Below are 25423 nucleotides of genomic sequence, written 5' to 3'. Positions count from 1 at the left end.
GAAACCCGGCGGCGCTTTCGCACCACCGGGCATCAATTCTTAGGAAGCCAAGACTTCGTCGAGAACGCTTGCTGCCTTCTCTTCGTCTGTCTTCTCAGCCAGGGCCAGTTCTGAAATCAGAATCTGCCGCGCCTTGGCCAGCATGCGCTTCTCACCTGCGGAAAGGCCGCGATCGTGATCACGACGCCAAAGATCGCGAACGACCTCCGCCACCTTGATGACATCGCCCGAAGCAAGCTTCTCCAGGTTTGCCTTGTAACGACGTGACCAGTTGGTAGGCTCTTCAGTGAACTCGGCGCGGAGAACGTCAAATACGTGCTCCAAGCCTTCTTTGCCCACTACGTCCCGGACCCCAACAAGGTCAACGTTCTCTGCTGGAACTTCAATGGTCAGATCACCCTGAGCCACCTTGAGCTTGAGATACATCTTCTCTTCGCCCTTGATGGTGCGCATCTTGATTTCCTCAATTTTTGCTGCACCGTGGTGAGGGTAAACTACTGTCTCGCCGACCTCAAAAACCATGTGGACTTTCCCCTTTCCCGCAGACTAGTCTATCACGATTAAGGCATACGACTGGCACCCGACGGGCTGTCCAGCCGCGCCAATAAAGGGAAATAGGCCCCAAAGGGGCTCGCGATACCCCTTGACGCGAGCCAGGAAAGATGCTTCACGGAAGCAAGGAGCGCGTCGGATCTTCCCGGTCGCGTTCGCCACAATGCCTTCTCGAATCCTTATTTCGGCCGCTTTGCCGATAGGCTATGGCTGAAAAGTGTTCCAATGACTCTTGAGGAGTAGGTGTCGTGCGCATTACTGCGATGAACCCTGTCCAGCGCGGCAAGCTGGCAATTGCGGCGGCTGCAATCGGCGTCGGTCTTCTGTCCGTAACCGGCTGTGGCTTCGTCAACGCCCAGCAGACTTCCCACCAGTACTCAGCATCGGACGGGGTCAAAGCAGATCTCGGCCAGCTTGAGCTGCGCAACATGCTGATCGTCGCTTCAGGCGAGAACCAGCCGGGCCGCGTAATCGGCGCCGTGTTCAACAAGTCCAGCTCGGATGCCACCCTGACCATCAGTGGTGCCAATGGCGCCCAGACGGAAATCCCGGTCAAGGCCAACTCGGAGACGTACCTGAACGACGAAGCCGACGCCGCGGTCCTTAGCACCGCAGGCACCAGGCCCGGCGGACTGAGCCCGGTAACCATTCGCAGCGGTTCGGACTCCGCAACGATCAACGTTCCCGTGGTTGACGGCACGCTGCCGGAGTACAAGGAGTACCTGCCCTCCTCCAGCGCCTCGGCAACTCCGTCTTCCACTTCCACGGCAACGCCGACGCCGACGCACACCGAATCTGCAGCTGCCGGCCACTAGCAGGCCGCGCGCTGCAAGCAACGACAATAAAGGAAGGGTTCCGCTGCGGCGGAACCCTTCCTTTGTCGTTGTCTGCTGGCCGACGGTCAGCTGTTTGAAGCTTTACGGCTCGAACTTGTAGCCCAGTCCACGCACCGTCACCAAGTACCTTGGAGCGGACGGATCCGGCTCAATCTTGCTACGCAGTCGCTTTACGTGGACATCGAGCGTCTTGGTATCACCCACGTAATCTGAACCCCACACGCGGTCAATGAGCTGGCCCCGGGTGAGCACACGTCCGGAATTGCGCAGCAGCATTTCTAGGAGTTCAAATTCCTTCAACGGCAGTGACACCTGCTCGCCGTTCACGCTCACCACGTGGCGTTCGATATCCATCCGGACGGGTCCGGCCTGCACTGTGGAGGTGATCAGCTCTTCGGGCTCGCCCTGCCTGCGGAGCACTGCGCGCACGCGCGCCACGAGTTCGCGGGAGGAGTATGGCTTGGTGACGTAATCGTCGGCACCCAACTCCAAGCCCACAACTTTGTCGATCTCCGAGTCCTTGGCGGTCAACATGATGACCGGCACGCTGGAACGTTGGCGCAGTTGACGGCACACTTCCGTCCCCGGTGTTCCGGGCAGTTGGAGATCCAGCAGGACGAGGTCGGCACCGTTCCGGTCGAATTCCACCAAGGCGTCGGTGCCGTTGTCCACTACCTCGACGTCGAAACCCTCTTTGCCCAAAAGGTAGGACAGGGGGTCGCTGAAGGACTCTTCGTCCTCCACTATCAAAATCCTGCTCAAGCGCTGGCTCCTTGCTCTTGGGCGCCGCTGGCGCCCCCTTGTTGATTAGCGTGACGGGTTGATTCGCGTGATGCGGTTAATTCGCAGGATGCGGATTAATTCGCATGATGCGGTTGCTGAGTCGTGTGGTGGGGTGCGACGGCGGCACCCGCCGCCGGAAGTTCAGGAGACGGAGCCGCGGTGGCAGCGGACGCCGGGAGGCCGGCGTCGTCGTCCTGGCCTTCCATCTCGGGCAACCGGATGGTGAACGTTGAACCTTGACCAGGCTGGGACCACACTGTGACTTCGCCACCATGGTTGGACACAACGTGCTTGACGATGCTGAGGCCCAGGCCGGTGCCACCGGTATGCCGGGAGCGGGCAGCGTCCACCCGGTAGAAGCGTTCGAAGACCCGTTCCTGGTCCTCGGGGGTCAGGCCCTCGCCCTGGTCCGTGACTGAAATAGCGACCACGCCCTCCCGCGTCCGGACTCCGACGCCTACGCGGGTGTTCTCCGGCGAGTAGCGGATGGCGTTGTCGATCAGGTTGCGCAGGGCGGTGACCAGCAGGTCCCTGTCACCGAACACCAGGGAGTCTGAATGGCCACCTACAACAATCTGGATGTTCTTACTCTCGGCCGGGAGCTGCGAGCGGTCCACTGCCTCGGTAATCACAGTGTTGATGTCCACCGTGTGGCCTTGCTGGGCAACATTTGCGCCCTGGAGCCGGGAAAGCTCAATGATGTCCTGGACCAGCGCCGCGAGGCGTCCGGATTCCTTATGCATGCGTTTGGCGAAGCGGCGCACGGCTTCTTCGTCGTCAGGCGAGGCTTCCAATGCCTCGGCCAGGAGCGAAATAGCGCCCACTGGCGTCTTTAGTTCGTGGGAGACGTTGGCCACGAAGTCGTTGCGGATCTCCTCGGTGCGGGTGATCTCGGTTCGGTCGTCGGCGAGCAGCAGGATGTACTCCCACCCGAGCATGGCTGCCCGCACCTGGACCACGATGGTGCCCTTGCCGAGGGGCCCCCGGGGAAGTTCGTATTGTTGCTCCAGAATCACGCCATCGCGGCGGACCTTTGCAGTCATGTCCAGGAGCTGCTTATGAACCACAGTGTGGCCGCGAACCAGGCCGTAAGCGTACGCTGCTGGACTCGCGCGGACCACGCCATCGATCGCATCGACCACCACAAACGCGCGCCCGACGACGGCAAGCACTTCCGCTGCACCTTCCGGAAGCAGGGGTTCGGTAACATCGAGGTCCACGATCCTGCGTTGCCGCTCGCTGATCCTGAAAGCGAGCATGCCAAAGACGCCCAGCGACAGGCCAACCAGGCCTGCAACGACACCTATAAGCAACGGATCCACATGTCCAGCTTATGCTCTGGAATCACGCCAAAGTGTTGATCCGGTGCCAAACGGGGGCGGTTCAACTAACGTTCATCTAAAGGTGCGCAACCGTTCACTGGCTCCTGACACAGTTAGTGGTTGGACTGCCAATGGTTTTTGAAATCCGTACCCCACCATGGGACAGGATTTCCAAGGAAAGGACGCCTTAGTGCGCAAGGTTTTTCAGGAGGAGCTCACCCAGGTCGGTGACGACCTCGTCGAGATTTCCAAACTGGTTCACGAAGCAATCACGAAGGCCACCACTGCCTTCGAAGGCGCCGACGTCGATCTTGCCCAGGACGTCATCGCGGCAGACGCGCGCATCGACTTCCTGCAGAACAGCCTCGACGAACGCGCCATCGACATCCTCGCCCTGCAAGGTCCCGTCGCCAGCGACCTGCGCATGATTGTTGGTTCGCTCCGTATGAGTGCGTCGCTGGAGCGCATGGGCGACCTCGCCCGCCACGTGGCGCAACTCGCCCGCCTGCGCTACCCCTCCACTGTCATCCCGACGTCCCTGACCCAGACCTTCAAGGCGATGGCCCAGCACGACATCGACATCACGGCCAAGGTCACCGAACTCCTCGAGACCCGCAACCTTGAGGTGGCCCGTGACATCCTCAAGATCAACATCGCCGTGGACGACCTCCACCTGAGCGTCTTCAAGGCGATTGCTTCCCCTGGTTGGAACGAAACTGCTTCCACCACGGTGGATGTGGCCCTGGCCAGCCGCTACTTCGAGCGCTTCGCGGACCACGGCGTTTCCGTTGCCCGCAAGGTTACATACCTCGTCACGGGCGAATGGCAGCCTGAGGGTTTCTAAGCCCGTCCCTGCATAAACAGCGACTCCCTGCATAACAGCAACGGCGGCCGGTCACCTGGGGTGACCGGCCGCCGTCGTTAACACACTACGTAGCTGCTGCCGCGGGCAGGCTGCGTCCAAGGGAGGAACGACCGGGCAGCCGCCGCGGCAGTAGCGTAGAGCCTACTTCTTACCCTGGTTCGCTACAGCGAGGATCGCATCTGCTGCCGCCTCGGGGTCCAGGTACGTGCCGCCCCGGTTGATCGGCTGGAAGTCCTCGTCCAGTTCATACACCAGCGGGATGCCCGTGGGAATGTTCAGTCCAGCGATGGCCTCGTCGCTGATGCCGTCCAGGTGCTTGACCAGCGCGCGCAGGGAGTTGCCGTGCGCGGTAACCAGGACGGTCTTGCCGGCCTTGAGGTCTTCCTTGATGTCCGATTCCCAGTACGGGAGGAGGCGGACCAGGACGTCCTTGAGGCATTCGGTCCGCGGGAGGGCGTCACCGAGGTCCTTGTAGCGGACGTCGTGTGCCTGCGAGAATTCGCTGTCGTCCGACAGGGGCGGCGGCGGGGTGTCGTAGCTGCGGCGCCATTCCATGAACTGCTCTTCGCCGAACTCGGCGAGAGTCTGGGCCTTGTCCTTGCCCTGCAGCGCACCGTAGTGGCGCTCGTTGAGGCGCCAGTCGCGCTTGACCGGGATCCAGCCGCGGTCGGCCTTGTCCAGGGCAATGTTGGCGGTGTTGATGGCCCGCTTCAAGAGCGAGGTGTACAGGATGTCCGGGAGGATGTCGTTCTCAACCAGGAGTTCCCCACCGCGCACTGCTTCGGCGCGGCCTTGGTCGTTCAGGTCAACGTCCACCCAACCGGTGAACAGGTTCTTGGCGTTCCAGTCGCTGTGGCCGTGGCGCAGCAGAATCAGCTTGTAAGTCATGGTTTTCATCCTAGCCGAGGGGTCCTGTGCCTTGCCGGGCGTTACGTTTCTCAACGCGGGGTCACTTACGGCCCATAAAGCCGCTCCGCATGGGCCGTAAGTGACCCCGCGTTGCACGATAAAGTGGGGCCGTGGTGCAAAAAGCGGAACGGGTGAGTACTTCCCGAAGTCGAAGTGGGAAGCCTGTTGGCAACGTCACCCGCGGCACCACGAACCCCAACCGCATGCGCCGTTTGGATCGGTGGCTCGCCGGTCCGCAGGCATGGCGGCTCCGCGCCGCCGTCGACCCCTTGGTTGTGGACCTGGGCTATGGCGCCTCGCCGGCCACCGCCGTCGAACTGTTTGAACGGCTGCAGGCCGTCCGTTCGGATGTGCGCGTCTGCGGGATCGAAATTGAGCCAGAGAGGGCGCGTACTGCCAAGGCGCTGGAACGCCCCGGGCTCAGCTTCCACGTAGGTGGGTTCGAAGTGCCGGTTCCCGGCGACCCCATACTTGTGCGGGCCTTCAATGTGCTCCGTCAGTATGAGGAGGCGGACGTGGCCGGGATCTGGAGCCTGGTTCAGTCCCGTCTGGCTCCGGGTGGCCTGTTCATCGATGGCACCTGCGACGAGATCGGCCGGTGTGTCACGTGGGTGGCCTTGGACCGTGACCGCCCCTTGAGCCTTGGTTTCTCGGTGCGGTTCGGCAGTTTTGAGCTGCCGTCGGAAATGGCCGAGCGGCTGCCTAAAGCCCTTATCCACCGGAATGTGCCGGGCGAACCCATCCATACGTTCCTGCGGGCCATGGACAAGGCATGGCTGGAGGTCGCGCCACTGGCATCGTTCGGCAACCGGCAGCGCTGGACGGGAATGTGCCGCTTACTGCGCGACGCCGGGTGGCCGCTTCAGGATGGCCCGTCTCGGTGGCGTCTGGGTGAAGTTACGGTGGCGTGGGACGCGGTTGCGCCGAAGTAGCGTTGTTTACCAGGGTCCGTAGGGACCGACGTTGCGGTTGCCGCCGCTGCCTGCTTCGCGGACTGCTGGACGAACGTCAGCAAGGTAGACGCAGGATGCGGTTACTGCAGCAATGCCGAACAGGCCGAGACCGCTTCCACCGCTCAAGAGGGTCAACGCACCGATGGCAAAAGCAACGCCGGTGAGGGCCAACCAGAACGTCTTGGTGCGCTTGGATGCGGCCACGAACAGGGTTGGGCGATGGCGCAAACAATCCACAAACGCCCACAGCTCAAGGACAACGGCCACCAAGCCAAGGATGAAGTAGACCGCGTTGGTGACAATCGCGATCAAGAATTTTCCGTCCACGCCCCTTAGCCTAACCGTCCAGCGACTTCAGTGCTTGCTCGAGGTCGGACCAGAGGTCTTCCACGTTCTCGATTCCCACGCTTAAACGGACCAGGTTCTCGGGGACACTGACCGGCTCAGCCGTGTGCCGGCGTCGACGTTCGATCAGCGACTCAACCCCGCCCAAGGATGTCGCCGGGAGCCAGAGCTGGAGCGCACGGACCAGTTCGTCGGCGGCGTCAGCGCCGCTGCGGGACTCGTCACCTGCGATCTGGATGCACAGGATGGAACCGAATCCCTTCATCTGGTCCTTGGCGCGCTCATGCCCCGGATCCGTGGGGAGGCCCGGATAACGGATGGACTCTACCCTCGGATGGGTGCTGAGGCGCTCGGCGAGCACTGCCGCGGAGGCCTGCGAACGCTCGATCCGCAGCGCGAGGGTGCGCAGTCCGCGCAACGCCAGCCACGCTTCGAACGGCCCGGCGATGCCGCCGTGGATGATGCGGTGGTGCAGGAGCGTGGCCCGCAGTTCCGGGTTGGAGGTCACCAAGGCGCCCAGTACGACGTCGGAATGGCCGGCCAGGTATTTGGTCACCGAGTGCAGCACGACGTCGGAGCCCAGGCTCAGCGGCTGCTGCACCAAGGGAGTGGAGAAAGTGTTGTCCGTGACCACGATCGCGCCCACAGCGTGGGCGGCGTCGGTGAGCGCCCGGACGTCGGCAATGCCAAGCATGGGGTTGGTGGGGCTTTCCAGCCAGAGCAGGTCCGCGGCTTTGCCCTCTTCCGGGCTGATCAACGCCTTCACGGCGTCCGTGTCCGCAATGTCCACGAGACGGAGCTCCAGGAAGCCCTTCTCCGCGAGTTCAGTCGCCATCACCAAGGAACCTGAGTAGCTGTGTGTTGGCATGACGACAACTCCACCGGCCGGTACCAAGGAGAGAGCCGAGCTGACTGCGGCGAGCCCGGATGCGTAGAGCAAGCCGGGCAGCGTTGCGCCTTCCAGCTTGCCCAGGGCGTCCTCGAACGGGTCCCAGGTGGGGTTGGCGTAGCGGCCATAGCCGCGATCGCCGTCGCCAAGAGAACCAGTTCCAAAGTATGTGGAGGACAGGACGATGGGCGGATTCACCGGTTCATCGTGTTTGCGCTCGGGGCGGCCCGCAGCCACCACAACGGTTTCCGGGGACAAATCGGCTGCGCGCTGATCGGAAAGGCTCATGGTTTCAGGGTAGTCGTGGGCGAGCCTGTGGATGAAAGCCGTTACGGTTTGCCCCTGATCGGTAGGCTAGACAGGTGAGTATTCAGAGCCCCGGCCTTTTTATTGCTTTCGAGGGCGGAGATGGAGCGGGCAAGTCCACCCAGGCTGCCCGGCTCTGCGATGCCCTCGAATCGCGGGGCCTGTCCGTGGTGCGCACGCGCGAACCCGGCGGCACGCCCATCGGAGAAAAGCTGCGCTCCCTTGTGCTGGACCATGGCCACGGCACCATCGATGCCCGCACAGAGGCCCTGATGTTCGCGGCGGCCCGGGCAGCGCACGCCAGCCAGGTGATCCGTCCGGCGCTCGCAGCCGGTCGTGTGGTCATCACGGACCGCTACATTGACTCGTCCGTTGCCTATCAAGGTGTTGGCCGCGGGCTCGGGGCAGAGGGTGTTTTGTCCCTCAACGAATGGGCCACGGAAGGCCTGCATCCGGACCTGACTGTACTGCTCGACGTCGAGCCCTCCGACGGCCGCGAACGCCGCACCGCCGGTGCGGCTGCTGAGGACCGTTTGGAATCGGAGCCTGACGTGTTCCATTCCACCATCCGCCACGCCTTCCTTGATCTCGCCGCTGCTGCTCCCCCGGATTACCTGGTGTTACCTGCCAAATCAGACATCTCGACGCTGGCCGCGCAGATCCTCGAACGGGTGGAATCCTTGCTGGCTGAGCGCGGGCTGGACGAGCGTGTTTCCGGGAACCACCTGTGAGCGTTTGGGACGACCTCCAAGGCCAGGCGCCGGTCGTTGCCCAGCTCAAGCAGGCAGCGCAGGGCGAAACCGGCCTCACCCATGCCTGGCTGTTCACGGGCCCTCCGGGATCGGGCCGTTCCAATGCTGCCAAGGCCTTCGCTGCCGCGCTGAACTGCGAGCAGGACGACGTCACTTTGCGTGGCTGCGGCGAGTGCGCGGCGTGCCACACGATCCTGGGCGAGACCCATTCGGATGTCACGTTCGTGCGAACCGAAAAAGTCACCATCACCATTGACGAAGCCCGCGAACTAGTATCAAAGGCCGGTGACCGGCCCGCCACTGGCCGATGGCGGATCATCATCGTTGAGGACGCGGACCGTATGGCGGAACGAACCACCAACGTCCTCTTGAAGGCCATCGAGGAACCAACTCCGCGTACCATCTGGATGCTGTGCGCCCCATCGCCGGCAGACGTACTGGTTACCATCCGCTCGCGGTGCCGTCCCGTCAGCCTGCGACTTCCGCCAGCGTCCGACGTCGCGGCATTGCTGGTAAGGCGCGACGGCATTGATCCTGAACTCGCGGACCGGGCTGCCCGTGCCGCGCAAAGCCACATCGGGATTGCCCGCCGCCTCGCCCGGGACTCGGACGCCCGCGAACGCCGTCTCGAAACGGTTCGCATCCCCCTGGGGCTCCGTGGGGTTACGGCAGCGGTGATGATGGCGGAGAAACTCGTCAAGATCGCCACCGATGAAGCCAACAGCTCCAATGATGAACGCGACGCGGCCGAGAAAGTTGCGCTCCTGGCAAGCCTCGGCGCACCAGAGTCGGGCACGCTGCCACCCTCAATGCGGAGTCAGGTGAGGCAGCTTGAGGACGACCAAAAACGCCGTGCCAAGCGCTCCATCACGGACTCCCTGGACCGCACGCTGACCGATCTGTTGTCCTTCTACCGGGACGTCCTGATCATCCAATTGGGGAACGCAGTGGAGCTGGTCAACGTTGAGCTCAAGAGCGATCTTGAAGAATACGCCGCCCGCTCAACCCCGGAAGCGACCCTCGCCCGGATGGACGCGATCAACAAGGCCCGTGTCCGCATTACCACCACCAATGTTGCGCCGCTGTTGGCGGTCGAGTCCATGGCGACGAGCCTCATCCAGCAATAGGAGAATGCATGAAGTCCGCACTTCGCCGGCCCGCCGGTGCCCGTTCAAGGGACCGGTCTGTCCAGCCTGCTGCGGGCGGGGGTGCCAGGCTGCGGGGTTTCGCGGCCCTCTGCTTGGCCCTTGCCTCCCTGCTGGTGCTCAGTGCCTGCTCGTTGCCTTTCCTGCCAACACCTACTGCGAAGCCGAGCACCAGCACTGTTGACCCGTCCATTGCGGCCTCGGCGCCTAAGGGACTCGAAAAGTATTATTCGCAGTCCGTGAAATGGAGCTCATGTGAGGATGGGTTCCAGTGCGCTGAAGTGAAGGTTCCCTTGGACTACGGCAATCCGGACTCCGCCGAAATCACGCTGTCCGCCATCAAATTGCCCAGCACGGGCACCAAGAAGGGTTCCATCCTGGTCAATCCGGGAGGTCCGGGCGGCTCCGGTGTCGACTTCGTCAAGGATGCGGGAAACACGCACTTCACCGAGAAGCTCCGGGCCAACTTCGACGTGGTGGGCTTCGACCCCCGCGGCGTCAAGCGGTCCGCTCCGGTCACCTGCATGTCGGATGCCGAACGGGACGCCGCGCGCGAGAAAGTATTCCGGAAGGAAACGGACCAGGGCCTGGCGGCGGCATTGGCCTTCAACAAGTCCTTGGCTGAGAAGTGCGTCGAGAAGACCGGACCCGTGCTCGAACACATTGATACCGTCAGTGCTGCCAAGGACCTGGACGTCCTGCGTGCCGTCGTCAACGATGCCAAGCTCAATTACCTGGGCTATTCCTACGGTACTTTCCTGGGTTCCGCCTACGCCTCGCTGTTCCCGGAGAACGTCGGGCACCTCGTGCTTGACGGTGCCGTGGACCCGTCCATCAGCAACGAGGAACTGACTGCGGGGCAGGCAAGAGCCTTTGAAAAGGCCCTCCGCACCTACGTGGACGACTGCCTTCGTCAAAAGGAATGCCCCCTCAGCGGCTCCGTTGATAATGGAATCCAGGAAATCAGGGATCTCATCAACGCAGTGGACCAGAACCCGCAAACAGCCAAGGACGGAAGGCTGGTGACAGGGACCGAGTTTGTCAACGGGCTCTTCCTCCCGCTCTATGACAACCAAAGCTGGCCGGCATTGACCCAGGCCCTGGACAGCGCATTCTCCGGCGACGTGTCCCAGATGATGCGCATCGCCGATCTCGGGGCCGACCGCGAAGCCAATGGTACGTACAGTTCAAACTCGGCATTCGCGTTCCAGGCCATCAACTGCCTCGACTACCCAATGGTCACTGATACCGCTGGCATGAGGGCGGAGGAAACCCGCCTTAAGCAGGAATCTCCGACCTTCGGCGCATTCTTCGCCTACGGCGGGGTCACCTGCAAGGACTGGCCCTACAAGAACACCCGCACGCCTGCTCCCGTGGATTACACCGGCTCCGCCCCCATTGTCGTTATCGGCACCACGGGAGACCCGGCCACCCCCTTGGAGTGGGCGCAGTCGCTGCGCAAACAGCTTGAAAATGCCTCTCTGGTCACGTGGGAAGGCGAAGGGCACACAGCCTACGGCCGCTCGAACTCATGCGTCAGCACCGCCGTCGACGATTACTTTGTTGACGGAAAGCTGCCGCAGGACGGGCTCCAGTGCTAGGCCGACCGTGACCTATGCGTGCTAGACGCGCCTGGCCTCCCTCTTCTCCAGCAGGAGCGGGAGCTGCTTGATGGAATCCACGACGACGGTGGCGCCCGCTGCGCGCAGCGTCGCCTCGGAGTGGAAGCCTGTGAGGACTCCGGCAATCAGCGAAGCACCTGAGCGAACGCCCGAGAGCATGTCTGAGCTGGTGTCTCCGATGACGGCCACCTCACGAACATCGTCCAGGTCCAAAGCCAGCAACGCCGTCAGGATCATGTCAGGGAAGGGGCGGCCCCGTCCGGCATCTGCCGGACACAAACTGAGGTCCGCCAAACCCATCCAGCCCAGTGATTCCAGGACCATGTTCTGCGTGTGACGGCCAAAGCCTGTGGCAAGGCACACCTGCATGCCGGACTGCCGCATCCAGATAATGGCATCCTCCGCACCGGGAATAGCACGGATACCACCGTCCTCAATCAACTCGTCATAAGCCCTCTCGAAGGCCTTGTTCGCGCTCTCTGCTACACCAGGGTCACCAAAAAGGTCCCCAAAGACGGCCATTTTCGAGAAGCCCATGGTGTCACGTGCATAACCGAGCATGCTCTCGAAGCGGGTGCTGCCTGGTTCTACGCCATGCTCTGCCAACGCCCGGGACAACGCCCGCTCCGTGCGCCCATTGTCGGTAATGGTGGTTCCCACCATGTCCACCACAGCCAGCCGCAGCCGCGTGTGGGTGTGGCTGGTATCCCTGGTCATTGCGTCCCCGGTCATTGCGCGGCTCCTTCGGCTGGTTTTGCGTGGCTGGATATAACCGCCACCGTTGATTTCCCAGCCTCCGGCGGCCGGGAAAAGGCCGCCTGAACCCGGCCCGACGTGCAAGTGAACATCCCCGCAACGGCCGCCGCCGCCCTCGTTTTGACCCGGGCGCGGTGCCTCTATTACAGTTATGTCTTGCGTGATCGCCCGGGAAACCGGTGATGGACGCGGTGCTTCCTTAGCTCAGTCGGTAGAGCGTTTCACTCGTAATGAAAAGGTCATCAGTTCGATTCTGATAGGAAGCTCGGTAGAGAACCCCTGGAAATCAAAGGATTCCCGGGGGTTCTCGTGTTTTTCTCGAATGAAGCCGCTGCCTGTGCCTACGGCGAGGCTCTGGTCTCGCTTAGTTGACTGGAAGCCCAAAGTGGTTGACGAAGTTTGCCGTCTTCCTGGACTTGAATGGTCCCTCGCATATCCCCGTTATTGCAGAACAAACTGAGATCCCTGGGCCGATGAGGGTCAACTCTTCAGGTCCGGCCCAACCGTAACGTTGCTGGAAATCGCGTCCGATCTTGACGGTTGCGCCGGTCGCCGTCTCGACGATCAGGTCATAAGCCGGTGCGTACCAGAACCGTCCATCAGGACTGAGGCCGCTACCGAATGCCGTGCGGTCTCCATAGGACGTGTGGACCGATGACAGGACGGTTCCGTCGGCGCTCTGGAAATTGATCCGATCTTCGCTCACTACCGCCCAGGTGTCACCGCTGACGTCGGCAACATCAAGGTTGCTGGCTTGGGGAGCCGCACCTTCGGCCCACCGCCAAACCCACACCTTCGCGATTGTGCCTCCGCCAGGCGAGGTTGCGTAGTAGAGCGCGGCATCATCTATCGATCCGAAGATCACACCATGCTCGGGAGGTGAATTGATTCCGGCGCGGGCGAGCACTTTCCCTGTACTTGGCTGCACTATGACGATGTCCCCGCGGTGTCCGTCCGTTGTTTCGACCCAGGAGACCAGGTCATGGCTGGGGTTCCCGACTATTTCCCGGAACTCACCCCACTGATGGCCCACGCGGGTGCCGTTGGGTTCCAGCCAGGGCTGCCGTCCGATGGCTCTGGCAGCATGCTCCCAGTCTTCCCACACAACGCCCGACGACCCAGCATCGACGTACACCACCCCAGTGGAAGTCGTTGTAAACGATGCCACACCAACTGCCGACACCCATTTGTTTTCTCCCGTATACGGGATTCCGGTATCCGTGTAGAACAGCCCATCGGGGCCCCAATCCTGCCGCGCGGCAGCAGTTGGTTCCGGGTCCGGGACCGGGACCGGGGGCGCGGGAGAGACAAAGCCGGGCAGCGATTCCTCCCCTACCGGCTCCTCATAGGTGCAGGCGTTCAACGAAAACACCAATCCCAGGCTGACAATGAGCGCCGCCACACGCTGACGCTCCATGTCCCGCCAGTATCGGTAGCGGGGATGGAAGCCTCCCTCTGCGTTGCGGGCAAAACGGTAGTCAGACGGGCAGACAGCCTGTACAAGGGGTGTCCTGGAGCTCATCGATATACCAAGCCGCTACTGGGTGCTGCCAGGCCCCGCAGCCGGATGGCCCCGCGGGCGGCACGACACGCGACGCCGCCGGTTCAAGTCTCCTCCGGCACGGAACCCATGGCAACGAAGAACCACGGTTCATATGTGCCGTCAGGATCCGGGCATTCCCTTGGCGATGGCAAGCGGCAACACGTGAACCGGCACCTGTTGGTGCCACTGCGTGGCGCGCTCATAGGCTTGGGCGATCGCGAGGACCCTGGCATCGGTGTGTTCCGGTCCCATGATGTGCAGGCCAACGGGCTGCCCGTTTGAGAAGCCACAGGGAACACTCACCCCGGGCATGCCGGTCAGATTCGCAGCTGAGAGCATGCGAAGGGCAGCCGAAAGGGAATCCTCTCCGGGGGAACCAGTCAGTTCAGAGGACATCGTCTTAGCCAAGGGGGCGATCGTCGGCAGCGTAGGTGACACGAGTCCCTGCACTCCAGCCTGTGCCATGGCGCGCGGCAAGAACCACCGGAGGTGCGCCCTTACCTGCCACGCCAGGTGAAGGTCCTCCTCGGAAGCCAGCGCACCTGTTTCGATCATGATGCGGGTGGCGGGCAAGTATCGTTCCGCCGCGCTGCCCAGCCGGACGCGATGATGCTGGGCAGCTTCGGAAAGAGAGATTGCGACGCTGGCATGCAGGGCAAGGTCAAGCTCGGGAAGCGGAAGTTCCACGACCTCGAATCCAAGGTCCCTGAATACACGAAGCGCTCCTTCCACGGCCTCCGTGACTTCCGCGGTAACTCCCCATTCCGACCACATTCTGCGATCCACCCCAAGCCTGACCGGAACAAGGGGGTCACGGATTTGGGCTGAGACTGGCCCGCCAAGCAGCGCCACGCCCTGTGGCTCCACCATGCCGTCCAGAAGCGCCGCGCAGTCTTCGACGCTCCGGGCAATAGGTCCCACGTGATCCATGGTGTGGCTTACGTGAAGGACGCCAGTGGAAGAAGCGACGCCGTAGCTTGGCTTGAGCCCCACCAGCCCGTTGATGGCGGCCGGGTTCCGGACGGAGCCACCGGTATCAGTGCCCAGCGCCCCGGGAATTGAGCCCACAGCAACGGCAACGCCCGATCCAACGGATGAGCCTCCTGCGTACCGGTCAGAGCCCCAAGGGTTTCGCGACGGAGGAGTTCCTTGTCCGAAGGCGAACTCGTGTGTTTGAAGCTTCCCGAGGATCACGGCACCGCTTTCACGGAGTCGGCGTACCACTCCGGCATCGTCCGGCGCGATGTTCCCACGGAGGCTTTCGGAGCCGGCCTCCGTCGGCATCCCCTGGACGTCGATGACGTCCTTCATTCCGATGGGGATCCCGTGAAGGCTGCCTGCGAATTGGCCCCCGACGGCCAGGTCATCGGCGATGCGGGCAGCTTCACGTGCGCCGCGTTCGTCGATATGCGCCCAGGCCTGGGCATACTCCTCTGTGGCCCGGGCACGATCCAGAACAGCGTCGAGCAGTTCAACAGCGGACAAGTGGCGACGCCGGATGAGTACAGCTGCTTCCGCGATGCCCAGTTCCCACGCTTCCGTCAAGGATTCACCTCCCGTTTTGCGTCGGTCTCCTTTTCCAAAAGGATTTGCTGTTCAAAGGCAGCCTTCAGGGAATCCATCCCAGTCCGGAAGTCGCGGTAGGCACTCTCCAGCGCGGGAAGGTCCTGCTGGGCAATCGAAGCTCCAACCAGCTCACGGACGATTGCCAGTTGGTGACTGCTCAACGGCAGCGCCTTGTTGGATGGTTGACTCATCGGTGCGCCTCCGGGGTGAGCCGTCCAGCGCGAACCACGCAGACGCCGTCTGCCAGAACAAAACGCACATCCCGGAAATCCCCGGCGTTGGCGACAACTACATCCGCGGCCATCCCTGCCTTGAGACGCCCGGTTCCGGGTGCGATGCCCGGGACCAGATCAGCCACGGCAGAGGTTGCCATGGCGACGGCACCCGCCAAGGATCGGTGTCCGTGCGCCGCAATATCCTGGACGGCAGAGATTAGCTCGTCATGATCCCCGTCGTGTCCATAGTCGGTCCCGATGACCGAGATCAGGCCGGGTTCCTGAAGCAGCAAGTCCCAGTGCTCGCGCGTCGTCACCGTTCGCCGGCGGTGCAGGAGATCAAACACTGAAGCCTCGGCCGGCCAACCCATTTTTCTGCCCAGGACAGCCAGTTCGTAGGCCTCGGCCGGCGTGTGGGACGGGTGGTTGGCGTGCGCGGCAATCACCGAGGCTCCCGTTCCAGCAAGCTCGGGCATCAGTTCCCTTAAGACGCTGGAGGTCGCGGATGCGCTGTGCACGATGGCTGGCACGCCAAACTTCGACGCTGCACGGACGCCCTCCCTGATTCCTTCAATGGCCGGGACAAATGACGGCATCACGGTGTCCCTGACGAGCTTCGCCAGCTGGGTAGCTGTGAAGGCGTCCGCCAGGCCTGCGTCCTGCGCCGCCGCAGCAAGGGCTGCCGGATCAAATGCGCGGGTATCGATAAACCTGCCCAGGACTGCTTCCTTGATGCGGCGGGCTTGATCAATAGTGACTCGAATGCCGGAGGTTTTTTGGATGGCCGCAGGGATGTAGACGAGGTCCTGCCCTCCGCCGCCCAGGGTTTGTCCACCGCCCAACTCACCGATGGCGACAGCGCCGTCGTCGAGCATCGCCTCAACGGTGAGTTCGCCCGCTTCGGTTGTGAGACCCTGGCCATCCGCCAAAGTTGCGGCCCGCAAGCAATGCGGTAAATGCGTCGTTGCACCACGGACGTGTACGGCGTGCCTTTTGTCTGCTTCGCGGACATCGTCCATGGAGGCGAAACCACAGAGGCTGAGCACTGTGGTGGTTCCCGCCAGAAGGTGCCTGTCCAGATTCGCCATCCATCGCTCGGCAGGCAGCGCCGGTGCCGCACTCGGGAACAGCGGGCCCGGGGTCACTCCGTGGGTGTGGATATTGATCAGGCCTGGCATGACCACGCACCCGGATGCCTCGATGACTTCGCCGTCAAACGGCTGACCTGCATCCCATCGGTGGAGCACATCCGCGATGCGGCCATCGCGGATGACTACCGCGCCGCCGTCGATGACTGTGTCGCCGGACGCCGTAAAAACTGTGCCTCCACGGATGAGCGTAGACATTCAGGCCCCTCTCGGCTAGTTTCATCATATCGAAGTTTGCTTCACTATAGCCGTAACGCTGCGGCGCAGGAACCCCCGAGATGGAGAAGCCAATGGCACAGCCACCCACGCAGCGGGATTTCGTCGGATATGGCGAAACGCCGCCAGAGTTCCGCTGGCCGGGCAATGCCAGGGTGGCAGTTTCCCTCGTGATCAATGTGGAAGAGGGTGCCGAGCGCAGCATCGCCCGCGGCGACAAGGCCGACGACCTGGCGGCACACTGGATTCCCGCCCAGCCAGCAGCAGTACGCAACGTCGCCCTGGAATCAGCCTTCGAATACGGCTCCAGGGCCGGCATCTGGCGCTTGCTGAGGATCCTGCGGAAACACAGAGTCCAAGCGACCGCCTTCTGCTGTGCCGCAGCGTTGCAGCTCAACCCTCCAATAGCTGCCGCGTTGGTCCGCGACGGACATGAGATCGCAGATCACGGGCACCAGTGGGACACCCACACGGAACTCGACGACGACGCGGAGCAGCGCCTGATTGTCGCGTCCAGGGATGCGATCAAGGAGAGCACAGGCCACGTCCCCACGAGTTGGTACTCGCGCGATGGACTCAAGCCGGGGACCCGCCAGGTGCTCGCCACCAACGGGTTCTCCTACGAATCGAACAGTTTCAATGACGACCTGCCTCATTGGGGCAGTGGCCAGGGAAACCCGCGCCTTCCCGTCCTGCCGTACGCAGGCGATACCAACGATTCCGGGCTGTTCAAGCAATTCCCAACCGCCACAGCGTTCGGCAACCACCTCACAGCCGCCTTGGACATGCTGCTCGAAGATCCCCGCGGCGGCCCCTCCGTGATGAGCGTCGGACTACACCCCCGGCTTATTGGACGGCCAGCGTACGCAGTGGCGCTCGAGCGATTCATCTCCCACGCACGCCAGAAGGATGCCTGGTTCGCGACACGCATGGACATCGTCAATGCCTGGCTGGACGTTACGGCGGGCGGAGCAGACGACCGCTGAACACACGACGGCGGCGGGTCACCGGCGTTGCAGGGCACGTCATAGGGCCTCCGGGAAGCTGCCCTCGGGCCACTTCCATTCAGGGCCAGCCGCTTCTACTCCAAAGCCAGGAGCGCTCCCCATCCCGGGATCGGCCGGGCCACCCCGGCAATGCGGAGCAGGTGCCAAAGAGTCGCGATGGCACTGTCGACTACGGGAATGCCGAACTCCTGCTCAAGGCCGGCGACGAAGTATCCCGAGCGAAGGTTGGTTCCGATGCACACCACGGCATCCATGTCCGCAGTGAAGGCGGGCCTCATCAGGCCCACGACTCCGGACTTGTCCAGTCGGGCTATTTCCGGGTTGGTCATCACCACCTCCGGAACCGAAATACCCGTGACGTCAATGCCGTGGGCCGCGTACTCCTCCTGAATCAGGGCTGCAATAGAGTCGGGCCCTGGAAAAACGAGGCCGACGCGCGTCGCCTTCAAGACTGCAAGGGCCTCGACGACGGCCACGGATGCGGTGGTTGCGGGCGCGCCGCACACGGACTCAAGTCCGGCACAAAGTCCCTGATCGCCTGCGATGCCCGTCCAGGAACCGGATGTACCGTGGAAGGCGATGGCTTGCAGCTCGGCGTCATTCAACAGGGAAGGAGCCTCTCCGAGGACTCCCAGGTCAACTGGATCATCAAGCCGGGGAGGCAGACGGAAGCGGCTGTAGTGCACTCCAAGATCGGGCTGTTCCGCAAGGATCGATGCTGTGAGGGTTTCCGCATTCGAATTGCTCGACGGCACCAGGATGCCAAGCCTGGTCTTCGGGCCGGGAGTGCCCACGTTTAGTGCGCTTTGCCGAGAGAGGGCGGCGTCGAGATCGCGAGCATGACTGCGGCCGAATTCGTTTGGTTGCTCCACCAATGTGGCAAGGAAGCGTCGTACGTCAGGCTGTCGCCGGCTTCCAGCACGAAATCCTGGCCACCGATGGTCGCCACCAGAGTGCCGGCCTGCAGGATGACACATTCCTCGCCCTCGTGGGAGTGCGGAACGTGTGCGCCCTCGAAGTTGGCTGGAATGGTCATGCTGATGACGCCGAGCTTGCGCTCCGAATCCGGAACGATCAGCTCCATGATGATGCCCTGGGAAGGAATTTCGATGCGTCGCCGATCGGCCCGGCGTACCAGCATGTGGTCCTGGCCCTCATTCGGGTCCATGAACATGCTTGCCAACGGAAGGTCCAGCGAGTTTGCCAAACGAAGCAGCGTCGCAAAGGAAGGATTACCGATTCCGCGCTCGATCTGGCTAATGAGTCCCGCGCTGACGCCTGCGCGTTCAGCAAGCTCCTCCACCGTGAAACGGCCGAGGCGCTGCTGTTTGATCATGGCCCCGAGATGGGCAATCCAGAAGTCGCGTTCCAGGGACTCGGTTACTTCGCCTTGTGCTGTGTCTGTACCGTCCACGACGACTCCTTCATTAGTCCTCGGTTTTGCGTCAGTATATCGAAGATGATTTCGCTTGGATGCCTTTTTGAAGGCAACGGTTTCGACGGCGGATGCGTCCTTGGCAAGGTTGCTCACGCCGCCCGCAACCCGGCGTAACCGGTAAGCATGGAAGCAACCTCTTTCTCCCAATAGACGGCACAACGGTCAGCGCCACGGCTGAAAACAGTCGCCGCTGCGGCCATTGCGGGCGCAGGAACTCCAATGCTGTAGCCAGCCCCTGCAACAATGTCGACCACATGCTGGATGGCTTCCTGCAAGGCTTCGGGGCGCTCTTCCCCATGTCGACGCAGATCCGTGCCCAGGTCAGTCGGGCCCACCCACCCTCCGGCAAAAGCGTCACTGTCAACGAACTCCTTGACCCGTTCCACAGCTTCTGCCGTCTCGAACAACACGGTCAACAAGGGAGAGAAGGAATAGTCCAACCCAAAGGACGAAGCGGGCGTGACTTGGTGGGGACGTGAACCCACGGGGGCGTACCTCGTAGCCTCGTAAGCCCGTTCGAGTTGGTCCACCGTGCGCAGCTGCGGAAGGACTATCTCGTCTACCCCGGTGTTCGCGAAGGCCACCAGTGTGTTCGGTTCCAAGTCCGGTACCCGCACTGCCACGTGCACCCCGGAGCCAGCCAGCCGTTGCACTGCATCACGGCATTGCCGGACGGAAATCCCCGTCTGTTCAGCGTCCAGGACAAGGAAGTCCACCCCGGCGTGCGCGAGGAGTGCCAGCAAAGTAGGGGTGGGGTCGGCGGTGATGATGCCAACGCTGCGTTTCAGGACCGGAGGCTGTTCCTGGTTCACGTGTGGTCCTCCTGAAAGTGATGATGACGAATGGATCTGGCCTTGCCGTCCGCTGGAGACTTCACTCATCCGGGACGAATTGCCAGTCAGCAGGCTTGCTCACACCAACTACGAGATCCACATTTTCCGAACCGTCGTTGGTGAGTCCGTGGGTAGTCCCGCGGGGGATGTAGATGCCATCGCCCGGTTTTGCCCGGTACGTAAGGTCGCCAAGATGGACAATCGGGGTCCCGCTGATGACAACATAAAACTCTGACGCGTCCGGGTGATGGTGGCACAGGTGGTGCTGACCGGGAAGGATCCGGCCCCAGCTGACGCACAAATCATCTGAACCACTGAGGTCCCGGGAGATGAGCGTGCTGACCAGGCCTTGGTCGCGCTGCCCGTTCAGTCCTACCTTGTCCAGTGCAGTAAAGCCTTGCTCGTGTACGTTGTGCACGAGCCGATCGATGGTTACCGTCGCTGTTTCGCCGTCTCTTGTTCCCATCAGGCCGCCCCTTCGAAAGCAGCGCCGACCGGCGTGGCATTGGCCTCAACAGGCGGGTGCTCCATCCACCACCGTGCGATTTCCTCGCGCGTGGCGAACCAGACGCCCTCTTTGGCGAGCGCGTACTCCAGAAAACGGCGCACGCCGTAGGCAACGCTGGGCCGGCCGCCGATCCTCAAATGCAGCCCGACAGACATCATCTTGGGAACCGTTTCGCCCTCAATCAGCAGGCAGTCCAGTGAGTCCTTCAACACGTTGAAGAAGTCCTCCGCAGTGCCGAGGCTACCGTTGCCCCAAAAGCGGGCATCGTTCGTGTCACCCGAATATGGCACCACCAGGTGATTGTGCGTGCCGGCCTTCACATAGTAGGGAAGATCGTCTGCATAGGAATTGGAATCGTAAAGAACGCCTTCCTCGGCCAGGATGGTTCGCGTGTTCTCGGTGATGCCCTCGCGGACATACCAGCCCACCGGCCGCACTCCGGACACGGCCTCGACGGCGGCCAACGACTTCCGGATTTCCTGCCGTTCTTCCTCGGGTTCCATACCCACGGTTCCGCGCCACTTGTAGCCGTGTGCGCAGATCTCATGACCGTCCCGGACAATAGCAACGGCCGCATCCGGATTCCGTTCAAGGGCAGCTCCGCAAGCCATGACGGTTGCTGGAACGTTGTACTCCCGCAACAGGCCCAGGTACCGCCAGATGCCAACGCGGCTGCCGTATTCGAAGAAGGACTCCTTCATGAGGCTGCGCCGCGTGGGATCAGCGGACCACCCGCCAAAGATCGAAACATCCTCGTCCCGCTCATCGCCGGCTTCGATCGAACTTTCAGCGCCTTCCTCGTAGTTCAGCACCAAGGAGACGGCAACCTTGGCGCCGTGGGGCCAGGTGACAATCGGGGGATTCTCCCCATATCCAATCAGGTCCCGCATTGACTCGCTCCTTGCTGTTCATGGTGACGGGAGTTCATTCAGACCCGCCGCCCTTCGTAAACCTTGCGGTGGGCAGCCAGTGATGTCTTGAGCATGCCCTGGACGTCGTCAATGACGTTTCCGTGGGCAGGCCCTATCAACCTGGCTGGGTAGTTTTCCAAGGATTCCTCGATGCTTCGGAACGCACTGCCGACATCAACGAATTTGGTCCAGTAGAGGGCACGGCCCGTGCCATACGCCGCCTGTTCCACGGACGGCGGTTCCGGCATCTCAGAGGAGAGCAAACGGCACTGCCCGGGCAGATGCACGGGTTCGTCGTCCTCATCCGGTCCCGGTATGTCGTGGATGTAGGAAAAGCCATCGGAAACGAACATGATCCCCGCACCGGAGTCGTAGCCCCAGAGAGTGTTTTCCAGGTCGCGAATGTAAGCCGGAAGGAAATGGAACTCCCTGTCCCCTAGGTCAACCGACTCCCCAGCACGCTTGGCTTGCAGACGATCGGCATACTCGGGGAAATGAAGCCCATAGTCACGAACGTCGCCCACAACGACGGCCGACGGATAACGCTCCAGCAGAACCGGAAGATTGCCAGCATGCGGGATTTCCGGATGCGTTGGAAACACGTAATCAAGCGATCGGCTTCCAAGCGCATTCTCCAGTTCCGCCAGGACCGTATCCCTGTGCGCGGGATCTCCCGTGTCCACCAGGATGGATGCTTCGGAGCCCATCACCAGATAAGACGAGACGTGGTAGTGGACTTCCTGTCCCTCGGCGCTGGCGGACAGGCAACCACCCAGCCAATGCACACCCTCTGCGATGACGCGACCCTTGGTGGACTCCCCGCCTGAAACCTCGACACTCACTGGCTACCTACCTTCCTGATCGCCTCGGCCAGGACGGCAGCCTCGGCAGCAGATTCGCTAGCGCCAACGATTGGCTTGCCGTACCCGGGTCCGATCGCCTCAACCTGCCGCCGAAGGATTACTTCTTCAACGTCCCGCGCAATGTCTCTCGTATCCGCCTGGGCAAACCACTGGAACTTATGCAGTCCCGCCGCCGGGGAGCTGCGCAGAGAGCTGTCTGGGGAGCGATGCGTGAATGCGTCCGAGGTCAGGAGCACCTTGGAGACTGGATCGAAGATCCAAAGTGTTGGCAGCAGCCGCATCAACGGCGATACGAACTCCAACGTCAGGCCGTCCATAACCTCCACTTCACGGGAGGTTCCAGGATTGACCATGATGCGCTGCGGTGATGCAGCCATCCTCGGCACCGTAATTCCCCCGGTGTACCAGACCGATTCGACATTGAACCGTTCTTCGATGGCCGGAAGGTTCAGGCAACATTCCATTTCCGTTCGTGTCAGCACCACAACCAGGGGTTCCCCTTGTTCCAGGAGAGAGTCCAGCTGCCGGATGATGTCTGCCTCATGAAGCCGGATACCCGTATCCACCAGCACCGAGCCGTTGTCTCCCTTAATGAGGTAGCAATTGACAGCCTGGGTGGTTCGGGTGCCGGGCGGGCACCAGCTGACGTTTTCATCCAGGACGATATTTGCTCCCAAACGATAAATGCGGTCTCCGATGAGGCTGTGGGCGCCGGTGACCGCCGCCCGTTGGGCTGTACGTGGATTCAACGGCTTCTCCTCTCCGTGGTTCCGTCGGTCGAATCAGGAGCTGGCGCTGGCCGAATCCCACACCTCAATGGCTTGGTCCAGCGTGCAGACATCGTGGCGGGCCCTCATGACAGTCAGCGCAGCGTCGTGGATCACGGTGTCGTAGGCGCCCACGGCGTCCTCGATCAGGACTGCATAGAAGTCGTTATGAACCGCATCCCGCAGCGTGGCCTCGACGCAACCGCCTGTGGATACTCCTACCAAAGCGACTGACTCGATGCCCTGGCTCCGTAGCAGGAGCGCCAATTCCGTGCCCACGAATGCGCTGGGGCGGCGCTTCGTGATGACCACTTCGCCTTCTTCCGGCATGCACTCGGCGCAGAATTCCGTAGCCGGATCGCCTTTGAGGCTGAGCCTGCCAAGATCGATCGGCCGCCCGTTGGCAGCTGTGTACAAAGCCCGCAGCCACGCGGGAGGCGAGCTGGCGCCGTCGGGAAGGTTTTCGACCCGGATGTGGAAGATAGGTACGCCATTCTTCCGCGCAGACTCAATTGCCCTGCCGCAGTTCTTGGCGACGGCAGGCATCATACTCAGGTCGTGGCCGGAATCGCCGATGGCGCCGCCGGCGTAGACGGCTCCTTCCTGCATATCGATAACCACAAGGGCCGTAGTGGCCGGATCCAGTAACTCCTGCAGGGTGTCGCGGACTTGCTTTCCGCAGATTTCAATCATCGAAGTCTTCCTTCTGTAGGGTGATGCCGGCCAGGTTTCGACGGCGACCGGCCGGCATCACGCGTAGCTACCGGCGGCCTAGCGGCCCAGGGAATTGAAGTGGATTTGGCCGTTGGTCAGTGGAACCGCGCCCGAGAGACCGTCTCTGGTGACCAGAACTCCCCTGGTTTCAACGAGCGACAGAATGGCTGCGCCCTCATCCACCAGCCCGGCCATCTTCTTCAGGAGGCCATCGCGCTTTTCCGTTTCCTGGTCCGGAGTCGCCGCGAGTTCGCTGCGTGCCTTATCGAATTCAGGGTTGGACCATCCGGTGCTGTTACTGGGAGCGGCCGTGCCGTAGAACGCGTAGCTGTAGAAGGCGGGATCGGCAATGACGATCGGCTCCGAGTACAGCACCGCCTGGTACCGGCCGTCGATCAGCGCGGTGGAGAAGTCAGTGGAGCTGGCCACATTCTGCAGCTGGACGTCGATGCCGACTTCCTTGAGCATGGACTGGATCAGGACCGCCGACTTGGCGGCTACGGGTCCCGGACGCGTAACGCTGTAGCTAAGGGTCATCGGGAAACCATTGCCATATCCGGCCTCGCTTAGCAGCTTCCTGGCCTCGTCCTTGTTGAACTTGTAGATCGCAGAGTCCTCGACATTGGGGAAGATCGAACCTGCGGGTTCACCAAAGCCGGCGTACGCACCCTTGATCAGCGCCTCGCGGTCGATGGCCATGGAGACTGCGTGCCGAACCTTGGGGTCGGCAAGCGGACCGGTCTTCGTGTTGATCATCATGGTGTCGCGGGTCTGGCTGGGGCAGTTGAGGACAGTCACGCCGGGAGACTTCTCCAGTGACTTGTACTGGTCGTATTCAAACCCATTGGCTACCTGTACTTCGCCGGTTTCCACCAACTGGCTGCGGGTAGCGGTGCTCTGGACAGCCTTGACGGACACGCGCTTAACCGTTCCGCGAGTGCCCTCCCACTGAGGATCGGCCGTCACCGTCAGGGAAGCTCCGGGAGTAAACTCTTCCAGCTTCCAGCCGCTGTAGTCGGCGAGGTTCTTGGAAAGCCAGGCGTTGGCGGTGGGGTCATCCGCCGTGGCATGCTTCTTTGCCTCGGTGCTGTCGTGGATGTAGAAGAGGTTGTTTTGCAATGATTCTTCTGTGTAAGAGGTAAGCCCCGTGGTGTTCAACTGGAAAGTGCGCTCGTCGATCACCTTGACCAGATTGTCAACGTTGAAGCCGCTGCTCTTCAGCGTCCCCTTCATAACCGGCTGACGCTTCATGCCGATGTCGAAGCTCCATCGGACATCCTCGGCCGACAGTGTGTTTCCAAACTGACTGGTGAGCTTGCGAAGGGTGACTATCACGCCCGTTCCGTCGGGGCTTGGTTTGGCGCTTTCGGCCAGCCTGCCCGATACCTCTGTGGACGGCGCGGGGCAAGACTTTCCGTCGCTTGTTCCAACCTTGTATTCGAGGAGTTGCGAGCCGAGTCCACTCAGCACCACGTGGGAGGCGCTGCCGCCCCACGGTGCGGGCGTCAGGCTGTCAGGCAGGGCGCCCACAGCAACAACAACGTTTTCAATGGATTTGGTAGCTGCAGTTTGCGGGGCTGGACCCCCGCAGGCAACAAGGCTTGTGGTGAGGGCTATTGCAGCGCCTCCGGTGAGCAAACGCAGACTTTTCATGAAGGT

27 protein-coding genes and 1 tRNA gene are annotated in these 25423 nt (G+C 62.1%); 8 read left to right on the top strand and 20 right to left on the bottom strand.

The genetic code is table 11. The features are described 5' to 3' along the window. Positions 1–39: 39 nt before the first annotated feature. On the bottom strand, positions 40–522 hold the full coding sequence (locus J2Y41_RS19745; RefSeq protein ID WP_011690592.1) for a CarD family transcriptional regulator: 483 nt from the start codon (positions 520–522) through the stop codon (positions 40–42). Positions 523–815: 293 nt separating this feature from the next. Between J2Y41_RS19745 and J2Y41_RS19740 the strand changes: the two genes are divergently transcribed. Then, the gene (locus tag J2Y41_RS19740) at positions 816–1367 is read left to right on the top strand and encodes a hypothetical protein (RefSeq protein WP_224095159.1); all 552 of its coding nucleotides are present in this window, start codon (positions 816–818) and stop codon (positions 1365–1367) included. Positions 1368–1469: 102 nt separating this feature from the next. Here J2Y41_RS19740 and J2Y41_RS19735 read toward each other — a convergent pair whose 3' ends face one another. Both J2Y41_RS19735 and J2Y41_RS19730 read right to left on the bottom strand, forming a co-directional pair. Next, on the bottom strand, positions 1470–2150 hold the full coding sequence (locus J2Y41_RS19735; RefSeq protein WP_159704610.1) for a response regulator transcription factor: 681 nt from the start codon (positions 2148–2150) through the stop codon (positions 1470–1472). Between the two features lie 95 nt (positions 2151–2245). Continuing rightward, entirely contained in the window at positions 2246–3484 is a 1239-nt protein-coding gene (locus J2Y41_RS19730) for an ATP-binding protein (protein WP_309931066.1), read from the bottom strand. 199 nt (positions 3485–3683) lie between these two features. Here J2Y41_RS19730 and phoU point away from each other — a divergent pair, with 199 nt between their 5' ends. After that, the gene (gene phoU, locus J2Y41_RS19725) at positions 3684–4337 is read left to right on the top strand and encodes a phosphate signaling complex protein PhoU (RefSeq protein WP_224094474.1); all 654 of its coding nucleotides are present in this window, start codon (positions 3684–3686) and stop codon (positions 4335–4337) included. A 162-nt stretch (positions 4338–4499) separates the two neighbouring features. Here phoU and J2Y41_RS19720 read toward each other — a convergent pair whose 3' ends face one another. Continuing rightward, positions 4500–5246, bottom strand: coding sequence for a phosphoglyceromutase (locus tag J2Y41_RS19720; RefSeq protein ID WP_309931043.1), 747 nt, complete (start codon positions 5244–5246; stop codon positions 4500–4502). 131 nt (positions 5247–5377) lie between these two features. Here J2Y41_RS19720 and J2Y41_RS19715 point away from each other — a divergent pair, with 131 nt between their 5' ends. Then, the gene (locus tag J2Y41_RS19715; protein WP_309931042.1) at positions 5378–6199 is read left to right on the top strand and encodes a class I SAM-dependent methyltransferase; all 822 of its coding nucleotides are present in this window, start codon (positions 5378–5380) and stop codon (positions 6197–6199) included. A 6-nt stretch (positions 6200–6205) separates the two neighbouring features. Here the strand turns inward: J2Y41_RS19715 and J2Y41_RS19710 are convergent, their stop codons facing one another. Then, positions 6206–6547, bottom strand: coding sequence for a DUF2516 family protein (locus J2Y41_RS19710; RefSeq protein ID WP_216921243.1), 342 nt, complete (start codon positions 6545–6547; stop codon positions 6206–6208). 10 nt (positions 6548–6557) lie between these two features. Beyond that, positions 6558–7742, bottom strand: coding sequence for an aminotransferase class I/II-fold pyridoxal phosphate-dependent enzyme (locus J2Y41_RS19705; RefSeq protein ID WP_309931038.1), 1185 nt, complete (start codon positions 7740–7742; stop codon positions 6558–6560). A gap of 74 nt (positions 7743–7816) precedes the next feature. On the opposite strand from J2Y41_RS19705, the gene tmk reads away from it, so the two are divergent. Genes tmk through J2Y41_RS19690 form a run of 3 tightly spaced genes read left to right on the top strand, consistent with a single transcriptional unit; the run spans position 7817 to position 11258 of the window. Then, positions 7817–8491, top strand: coding sequence for a dTMP kinase (tmk, locus tag J2Y41_RS19700; RefSeq protein ID WP_309931036.1), 675 nt, complete (start codon positions 7817–7819; stop codon positions 8489–8491). Then, positions 8488–9639: a DNA polymerase III subunit delta' gene (locus J2Y41_RS19695; RefSeq protein WP_309931034.1), complete on the top strand. Its 1152-nt coding sequence runs from the start codon at positions 8488–8490 to the stop codon at positions 9637–9639. Before tmk ends, J2Y41_RS19695 begins: the two co-directional genes overlap by 4 nt. 8 nt (positions 9640–9647) lie before the next feature. Beyond that, positions 9648–11258 carry an alpha/beta hydrolase gene (locus tag J2Y41_RS19690; protein ID WP_309931032.1) on the top strand — a complete coding sequence of 537 codons (1611 nt, stop codon included), beginning with the start codon at positions 9648–9650 and terminating at the stop codon, positions 11256–11258. Positions 11259–11279: 21 nt separating this feature from the next. On the opposite strand, the gene J2Y41_RS19685 is transcribed toward J2Y41_RS19690, so the two are convergent. After that, a complete protein-coding gene (locus tag J2Y41_RS19685) occupies positions 11280–12011 on the bottom strand; it encodes an HAD family hydrolase (protein ID WP_309931031.1) in 732 nt (243 codons plus the stop codon). A 217-nt stretch (positions 12012–12228) separates the two neighbouring features. Here J2Y41_RS19685 and J2Y41_RS19680 point away from each other — a divergent pair. Further along, a tRNA-Thr gene (locus tag J2Y41_RS19680) sits at positions 12229–12301 on the top strand. A gap of 98 nt (positions 12302–12399) precedes the next feature. Here J2Y41_RS19680 and J2Y41_RS19675 read toward each other — a convergent pair. The 4 genes from J2Y41_RS19675 to J2Y41_RS19660 all read right to left on the bottom strand — a co-directional run bounded on the left by J2Y41_RS19675 (position 12400) and on the right by J2Y41_RS19660 (position 16705). Continuing rightward, complete coding sequence (locus J2Y41_RS19675; RefSeq protein WP_309931029.1) at positions 12400–13557, bottom strand: hypothetical protein; 1158 nt, start codon at positions 13555–13557, stop codon at positions 12400–12402. Between the two features lie 141 nt (positions 13558–13698). Beyond that, on the bottom strand, positions 13699–15123 hold the full coding sequence (locus J2Y41_RS19670; protein WP_309931027.1) for an amidase: 1425 nt from the start codon (positions 15121–15123) through the stop codon (positions 13699–13701). Then, on the bottom strand, positions 15120–15335 hold the full coding sequence (locus J2Y41_RS19665; RefSeq protein WP_309931025.1) for a hypothetical protein: 216 nt from the start codon (positions 15333–15335) through the stop codon (positions 15120–15122). The genes J2Y41_RS19670 and J2Y41_RS19665 overlap by 4 nt, the downstream gene beginning before the upstream one ends. Then, the gene (locus J2Y41_RS19660) at positions 15332–16705 is read right to left on the bottom strand and encodes an amidohydrolase family protein (protein ID WP_309931023.1); all 1374 of its coding nucleotides are present in this window, start codon (positions 16703–16705) and stop codon (positions 15332–15334) included. Before J2Y41_RS19660 ends, J2Y41_RS19665 begins: the two co-directional genes overlap by 4 nt. A 92-nt stretch (positions 16706–16797) precedes the next feature. Here J2Y41_RS19660 and J2Y41_RS19655 point away from each other — a divergent pair, with 92 nt between their 5' ends. Beyond that, entirely contained in the window at positions 16798–17709 is a 912-nt protein-coding gene (locus tag J2Y41_RS19655) for a polysaccharide deacetylase family protein (protein WP_309931022.1), read from the top strand. A 95-nt stretch (positions 17710–17804) separates the two neighbouring features. Here the strand turns inward: J2Y41_RS19655 and J2Y41_RS19650 are convergent, their stop codons facing one another. From J2Y41_RS19650 to J2Y41_RS19610, 9 genes are all read right to left on the bottom strand, one after another. Then, entirely contained in the window at positions 17805–18524 is a 720-nt protein-coding gene (locus tag J2Y41_RS19650) for a hypothetical protein (protein ID WP_309931020.1), read from the bottom strand. Positions 18525–18526: 2 nt separating this feature from the next. After that, positions 18527–19144 carry a cupin domain-containing protein gene (locus J2Y41_RS19645; RefSeq protein ID WP_224094454.1) on the bottom strand — a complete coding sequence of 206 codons (618 nt, stop codon included), beginning with the start codon at positions 19142–19144 and terminating at the stop codon, positions 18527–18529. Positions 19145–19257: 113 nt separating this feature from the next. Then, positions 19258–19980, bottom strand: coding sequence for an aldolase/citrate lyase family protein (locus J2Y41_RS19640; RefSeq protein WP_309931018.1), 723 nt, complete (start codon positions 19978–19980; stop codon positions 19258–19260). 61 nt (positions 19981–20041) lie between these two features. Further along, entirely contained in the window at positions 20042–20467 is a 426-nt protein-coding gene (locus J2Y41_RS19635) for a cupin domain-containing protein (RefSeq protein WP_223935903.1), read from the bottom strand. Further along, on the bottom strand, positions 20467–21399 hold the full coding sequence (locus tag J2Y41_RS19630; RefSeq protein WP_223935902.1) for a polysaccharide deacetylase family protein: 933 nt from the start codon (positions 21397–21399) through the stop codon (positions 20467–20469). The genes J2Y41_RS19635 and J2Y41_RS19630 overlap by 1 nt, the downstream gene beginning before the upstream one ends. 38 nt (positions 21400–21437) lie before the next feature. Further along, complete coding sequence (locus J2Y41_RS19625) at positions 21438–22262, bottom strand: MBL fold metallo-hydrolase (protein ID WP_309931015.1); 825 nt, start codon at positions 22260–22262, stop codon at positions 21438–21440. Continuing rightward, positions 22259–23032, bottom strand: coding sequence for an MBL fold metallo-hydrolase (locus J2Y41_RS19620; protein WP_309931013.1), 774 nt, complete (start codon positions 23030–23032; stop codon positions 22259–22261). Before J2Y41_RS19620 ends, J2Y41_RS19625 begins: the two co-directional genes overlap by 4 nt. A gap of 33 nt (positions 23033–23065) precedes the next feature. After that, positions 23066–23743: an isochorismatase family cysteine hydrolase gene (locus J2Y41_RS19615; RefSeq protein WP_309931011.1), complete on the bottom strand. Its 678-nt coding sequence runs from the start codon at positions 23741–23743 to the stop codon at positions 23066–23068. A 78-nt stretch (positions 23744–23821) separates the two neighbouring features. Continuing rightward, a complete protein-coding gene (locus tag J2Y41_RS19610) occupies positions 23822–25417 on the bottom strand; it encodes an ABC transporter substrate-binding protein (protein ID WP_309931009.1) in 1596 nt (531 codons plus the stop codon). Between the last annotated feature and the right edge of the window lie 6 nt (positions 25418–25423).

The organism is Arthrobacter sp. 1088, assembly GCF_031455315.1.
Lineage (GTDB): Bacteria > Actinomycetota > Actinomycetes > Actinomycetales > Micrococcaceae > Arthrobacter.
The sequence above is the reverse complement of the archived record's forward strand: the minus strand, read 5'-3'. Positions and strand labels throughout refer to the sequence as shown.

Bases quoted from the DNA above. Each gene is read 5' to 3' on its own strand.
- J2Y41_RS19745 (WP_011690592.1), bottom strand. From the start codon at position 522: ATGGTTTTTGAGGTCGGCGAGACAGTAGTTTACCCTCACCACGGTGCA.
- J2Y41_RS19740 (WP_224095159.1), top strand. From the start codon at position 816: ATGAACCCTGTCCAGCGCGGCAAGCTGGCAATTGCGGCGGCTGCAATC.
- J2Y41_RS19720 (WP_309931043.1), bottom strand. From the start codon at position 5,246: ATGACTTACAAGCTGATTCTGCTGCGCCACGGCCACAGCGACTGGAAC.
- J2Y41_RS19705 (WP_309931038.1), bottom strand. From the start codon at position 7,742: ATGAGCCTTTCCGATCAGCGCGCAGCCGATTTGTCCCCGGAAACCGTT.
- J2Y41_RS19690 (WP_309931032.1), top strand. From the start codon at position 9,648: ATGAAGTCCGCACTTCGCCGGCCCGCCGGTGCCCGTTCAAGGGACCGG.
- J2Y41_RS19685 (WP_309931031.1), bottom strand. From the start codon at position 12,011: ATGACCGGGGACGCAATGACCAGGGATACCAGCCACACCCACACGCGG.
- J2Y41_RS19675 (WP_309931029.1), bottom strand. From the start codon at position 13,557: ATGAGCTCCAGGACACCCCTTGTACAGGCTGTCTGCCCGTCTGACTAC.
- J2Y41_RS19665 (WP_309931025.1), bottom strand. From the start codon at position 15,335: ATGAGTCAACCATCCAACAAGGCGCTGCCGTTGAGCAGTCACCAACTG.
- J2Y41_RS19660 (WP_309931023.1), bottom strand. From the start codon at position 16,705: ATGTCTACGCTCATCCGTGGAGGCACAGTTTTTACGGCGTCCGGCGAC.
- J2Y41_RS19655 (WP_309931022.1), top strand. From the start codon at position 16,798: ATGGCACAGCCACCCACGCAGCGGGATTTCGTCGGATATGGCGAAACG.
- J2Y41_RS19635 (WP_223935903.1), bottom strand. From the start codon at position 20,467: ATGGGAACAAGAGACGGCGAAACAGCGACGGTAACCATCGATCGGCTC.
- J2Y41_RS19630 (WP_223935902.1), bottom strand. From the start codon at position 21,399: ATGCGGGACCTGATTGGATATGGGGAGAATCCCCCGATTGTCACCTGG.
- J2Y41_RS19615 (WP_309931011.1), bottom strand. From the start codon at position 23,743: ATGATTGAAATCTGCGGAAAGCAAGTCCGCGACACCCTGCAGGAGTTA.
- J2Y41_RS19610 (WP_309931009.1), bottom strand. From the start codon at position 25,417: ATGAAAAGTCTGCGTTTGCTCACCGGAGGCGCTGCAATAGCCCTCACC.